Raw genomic sequence first — 4,867 nt, forward strand, 5'->3', positions numbered from 1 at the left:
GTACGGCTTCGTCGTGCGGGACCGGTTCGCGACGCCGGACGACGGCCCGGAGGTCGTGACCATGTGGCGGGAGCCTGTCCCCGCGTCGTGACCAGGTGACGGCAGCCGGTCGCGTGCTCGTCCGCGGCCGGCGCCCTTCCCGTCAGCCCAGCTCGAGCGCGGTCGCCAGGTCGGTCTTGACCGCGTCGAGCGCCTCGGCCGCCGTGCGCCGGGCAGCGGCGACGTCGCCGTCGGCCACGGGCACGACCACCTCGAGGTAGCACTTGAGCTTTGGTTCGGTGCCGGACGGCCGGACCACGACCCGGCCGCGCTTCGCGAGCCGGTAGCGAAGGCCGTCCGTCGGGGGCAGCCGCCGGCTGCCGGGTGCCAGGTCCTCCGCAGACTCGACCGCTCGGCCACCCAGCGTCGCCGGGGGCTGGGCGCGCAGCCGGGCCATCGCGTCCTGGATCAGCGAGAGGTCGTCGACCCGGACCGAGAGCTGGTCGGTGGCGTGCAGGCCGTGCTCGCGGGCCAGGTCGTCGAGCAGGTCGGTGAGGGTGCGGCCCTCCGCCTTCATCGTCGCGGCCAGCTCGGCCACGAGCAGGGCGGCGGAGACCCCGTCCTTGTCCCGGACCCCGGCCGGGTCGACGCAGTAGCCGAGTGCCTCCTCGTAGCCGTAGCGCAGTCCGTCGACCCGGGAGATCCACTTGAAGCCGGTGAGCGTCTCGGCGTAGCCGAGGCCGTGCGCCTCGGCGATCCGGCCGAGCAGGGACGACGACACGATGGACTCCGCGAAGGTGCCCTCCAGGGTCGGCTCGCGACGTACCAGATGGGCGGCGAGCAAAGCACCCACCTCGTCGCCGCGCAGCATCCGCCAGCCGCCGCCGTCGGGCACCGCGACCGCGCACCGGTCGGCGTCGGGGTCGTTGGCGAGCACGATGTCGGCGCCGTGCTGCGCTGCGGCCTCGAGCGCCAGGTCGATGGCGCCGGGCTCCTCCGGGTTCGGGAAGGAGACCGTGCTGAAGTCGGGGTCGGGGTCGGCCTGGCGGGCGACGACGGTGGGAGCGGCGAAGCCGGCCCGGTCGAACGCGGCGAGCACCACGTCGCGGCCCACGCCGTGCAGCGGGGTGTAGACGATGGACAGGTCGCGTGGGGAGGCCGGGTCGACCAGGGACGCGACCCGGTCCAGGTAGGCATCGAGGACCTCGTCCCCCAGCGTGTCCCAGGCGTCCCCGCGCGGCACCGACGCCAGCGGCCCGACCGCGTCGATGGCGGCGGAGATCTCGGCGTCGGCAGGCGGGACGATCTGCGAGCCGTCGCCGAGGTAGACCTTGTAGCCGTTGTCCTGCGGCGGGTTGTGCGAGGCGGTGACCATGACACCGGCGTCCGCACCGAGGTGCCGGATGGCGAAGGCCAGCACCGGCGTCGGGAGCGGGCGGGGGAGGACGAGCGCGCGCATGCCCGCCCCGGTGACCACCTCGGCGGTGTCGCGGGCGAACACGTCGGACTTGTGGCGGGCGTCGAACCCGACGACGACACTCCGCCCACCGCGTGCGGTCAGGTAGGCGCAGAGGCCGGCCGCAGCCCGGATGACGACGACCCGGTTCATCCGAGCAGGGCCGGCACCCAGCTCGCCGCGGAGCCCGGCGGTGCCGAACTCGAGCCGGCCGCCGAACCGGTCGGCGATGCCGGCGAGGTCCTCGGCGTCGAGCAGCGCCTGCAGCTCGGCGCGGGTGTCGGGGTCGGGGTCCTCGGTCAGCCAGGCGCGGGCAACCTGGACGGCGTCGACCGTGTCAGCGCTCTCGCGGTGCTCGTGGCCCTGGCCCTGCCCAGCCGTGCGGCCGCTCCCCGAAGCGGTCACAGCTGCGGCACCACCTGGGCCAGCAGCTCGCCCATGCGGGTCGCCGCTGCCCGGCCGGCCTCGAGGACCTCCTCGTGGTCGAGCGGCTCGCCGGTCATGCCCGCCGCGAGGTTGGTGACCAGCGACAGCCCGAGCACCTCGGCGCCGGCTTCCCGTGCGGCGATCGCCTCGAGCGTCGTGGACATGCCGACCAGGTCGCCCCCGATGGCCCGGACCATGCCGATCTCGGCGGGTGTCTCGTAGTGCGGGCCCGGGAGCTGGACGTAGACACCCTCCTCCAGCGAGGGGTCGATGGCCTTGCACAGCGTGCGGGTCCGGGTGGAGTAGAGGTCGGTCAGGTCGACGAATCGCGGCCCGACGATCGGCGAGGTCGCGGTCAGGTTGATGTGGTCGCTGATGAGCACCGGCTGGCCGGGGGAGAAGGTCGGCCGCAGGCCGCCGCACCCGTTGGTCAGCACCACGGTGCGCGCGCCGGCCGCGACCGCGGTCCGGACGCCGTGCACGACGGCGGCCACGCCACGCCCCTCGTACAGGTGGGTGCGGCCGAGAAAGACCAGCGCCCGGGTGGAGTCGCCGACGTGCACCGACCGCAGCGTGCCGGCGTGCCCCTCCACCGCGGCTGCGTGGAAGCCCGGCAGCTCCGTCACCGGCAGCTCGGCCACCGTCTCGCCGAGCAGCTCGGCGGCGGGCACCCAGCCGGAGCCCATCACGAGGGCGACGTCGTGCCGGTCGGCGCCGGTCAGCTCGCGCAGCCGCGCGGCGGCCTCGCCGGCGAGGGCATACGGGTCTGCTGGCGTCTCGCTCACGGCGCGACCCTAGTCGGGTCGCGCCGGGGCTCGGCGCGGGTGCCTCAGCGAGCGGCGGCGAAGCGCGGGTCGTCCTCGGTCGTGAAGTCGACCGTGACGCAGTCCTCGTCGCCGACGGTCCAGGCGTCGTGGCCGGGAGCGATCTCGAAGGCGTCGCCGGGCCCGATCTCCAGCTCGGCGCCGTCGTCGAGCCGCACCTGCATCCGGCCCGAGAGCACGTAGCCGACGTGGTGGAACATGCAGCTGTCGGTGCCGGCGATCGGCTTGACCGACTCGGACCAGCGCCAGCCGGTGCCGAACGTGGTCCGCCCGCAGATCACGCCGCCCGGCAGGTGCACCGCGTCCAGGTGACCGCGCGGGAAGTCCCGCCGCTCGTCGGGCTTGTCGATGTTGCGGGCCTCGAGGACCGCCATGCCGACCACCTCCGGGTCCACGGTGCCCCGAAAGGTGCCGTCGGGGGAATGGCCCAGCCGGGCCATCCCGTCAGGCGGCGGCGGCGTGGGTGGCGGTCGAGAGGGAGCCGCCGAGGCTGGCCCGGCCGTGCGACCTGTCCAGGACCGGGGTCACCGTGGCGAGGAACTCGGCCAGCTCTGACGCCGTACCGCTGACGATGCCGTCGACCCACCGGACGGCGATGCCGCGGGTCTCGGCGACGGCGATCTGGCAGTGCGCGGCGAAGGCGTGCGCCTGCAGCAGCTCGGCGATCGACCGGCGGGTCCGCGGGGTGCTCGTGGACAGCCGCACGGTCACCCGCTGGGTCGCCGGGCAGGACTGCAGCACGGCGAGCAGGCGGTCACCGCCGCTCGCGGTCAGGGGCCGCCGGGGTGCTCTCACCCCAGCGTTATCGGCAGCCGAGATGGCCGACTGGAGGGATGTTCTTGACTCTCTCGTGACTCCCGGGCCGCGCAGGTCGCCGCTCAGGCCGTCGGACCGGGACCGACCGAGCGGCAGGGCCGGTCGCGCAGCTCTGCCACGTAGTCGTCGGGGGCGCCGGCCAGCTCCGCGGCGTCGGCGATCAGGCCGAGGTAGCGCGCCGAGGGCAGCCCGCCCTCGTAGTCGGCGAGGACGTAGATCCAGGCCAGGACCTCACCGTCGAGGGTGGCCACCCGGACCCGCACCTTGCTGAACAGCGCCAGGTCGGCGTGCTCCCAGTAGTCCATCTGGCGCTCGTCGGCGTCGGTGACGTCGTAGAGGGCGACGAAGACCTGGCTGCCGGGCTCCTCGACCAGGGTGGCCAGCGGGCCCTCCCAGCCGCGGTCCTCGCCGGCGAAGGTGAGCCGCCAGCCGGGCAGCCAGCCGGTGCCGCGCAACGGCGAGTGCGGAGCCCGCTCGGCCATCTGCCGGGGGTCCATGTTGCTGCCGTAGGCGGCGTACAGGGCCATGACTCCAGAGGATATTGGCGAGCCGTCCTGGCCGCGGCCACCCGCCGCCGGTGTGGGGAACAATGTCGCGCGTGACACGCATCGTGATCGTCGGAGGCGGCCCGGGCGGCTACGAGGCGGCCCTGGTGGCCGCGCAGCTCGGCGCCGAGGTCACCGTGGTCGACCGGGACGGGCTCGGCGGCTCGGCGGTGCTGACCGACTGCGTGCCGTCCAAGACGCTGATCGCGACCGCCGAGGTGATGACCGACACCGCGGAGTCCGGCGAGCTGGGCGTCCGGCTGGGAGCCGCCGGTGCGGACCTGCCGCAGGACCGGGTCGGGGTCGACCTCGGCAAGGTCAACGAGCGGGTGACCGCGCTGGCCCGGGCCCAGTCCGACGACATCACCAGCCGGCTGGCCCGGGAGGGCGTCACGGTGCTGCCCGGCCTGGGCCGCCTCGACGGGCCGACCAAGGTGGTCGCCGAGCTCGCGGACGGCGGGCAGGAGGTGCTCGACGCCGACTCCGTGCTCGTCGCGACCGGCGCGCACCCCCGGGTGCTGCCCGACGCCCGGCCCGACGGGGAGCGCATCCTGACCTGGGAGCAGGTCTACGCCCTCGAGCACCTCCCCGAGCACTTGGTGGTCGTCGGGTCCGGCGTGACCGGGGCGGAGTTCGCCTCCGCCTACACCTCGCTCGGCAGCAAGGTGACCCTGATGTCCAGTCGCGACCGGGTGCTGCCCGGTGAGGACCAGGACGCCGCGACCGTGCTCGAAGACGTCTTCCGTCGCCGGGGGATGACCGTGCTGTCGAAGTCACGAGCCACGTCGGTACGTCGCGCGGGCGACTCCGGTGACACGGTC

The 4,867-nt window shown here is 74.4% G+C and carries 6 protein-coding genes; 1 reads left to right on the forward strand and 5 read right to left on the reverse strand.

The window, feature by feature from the left end; all coding sequences use genetic code 11:
- Positions 1-142 precede the first annotated feature (142 nt).
- The 5 genes from VK640_05105 to VK640_05125 form a co-directional block, all read right to left on the reverse strand.
- The gene (locus VK640_05105; GenBank protein HTE72564.1) at positions 143-1,738 is read right to left on the reverse strand and encodes a phospho-sugar mutase; all 1,596 of its coding nucleotides are present in this window, start codon (positions 1,736-1,738) and stop codon (positions 143-145) included.
- Positions 1,739-1,836: 98 nt separating this feature from the next.
- Positions 1,837-2,646, reverse strand: a complete 810-nt coding sequence (locus tag VK640_05110; protein ID HTE72565.1) for a purine-nucleoside phosphorylase — start codon at positions 2,644-2,646, stop codon at positions 1,837-1,839.
- Positions 2,647-2,690: 44 nt separating this feature from the next.
- Positions 2,691-3,059, reverse strand: a complete 369-nt coding sequence (locus VK640_05115) for a cupin domain-containing protein (protein ID HTE72566.1) — start codon at positions 3,057-3,059, stop codon at positions 2,691-2,693.
- A gap of 70 nt (positions 3,060-3,129) precedes the next feature.
- Positions 3,130-3,480, reverse strand: coding sequence for a hypothetical protein (locus VK640_05120; GenBank protein ID HTE72567.1), 351 nt, complete (start codon positions 3,478-3,480; stop codon positions 3,130-3,132).
- Positions 3,481-3,563: 83 nt separating this feature from the next.
- Entirely contained in the window at positions 3,564-4,028 is a 465-nt protein-coding gene (locus VK640_05125; GenBank protein ID HTE72568.1) for a gamma-glutamylcyclotransferase, read from the reverse strand.
- A gap of 62 nt (positions 4,029-4,090) precedes the next feature.
- Between VK640_05125 and VK640_05130 the strand changes: the two genes are divergently transcribed.
- The coding region (locus tag VK640_05130; protein HTE72569.1) for an FAD-dependent oxidoreductase at positions 4,091-4,867 on the forward strand (777 nt) is incomplete at its 3' end.

This window comes from Actinomycetes bacterium, assembly GCA_035489715.1.
GTDB lineage: Bacteria > Actinomycetota > Actinomycetes > JACCUZ01 > JACCUZ01 > DATHAP01.

What these genes read in the sequence shown, in the direction of transcription:
- VK640_05115 (HTE72566.1), bottom strand. Translation starts at nt 3,059, where the DNA reads ATGGCGGTCCTCGAGGCCCGCAACATCGACAAGCCCGACGAGCGGCGG.
- VK640_05125 (HTE72568.1), bottom strand. Translation starts at nt 4,028, where the DNA reads ATGGCCCTGTACGCCGCCTACGGCAGCAACATGGACCCCCGGCAGATG.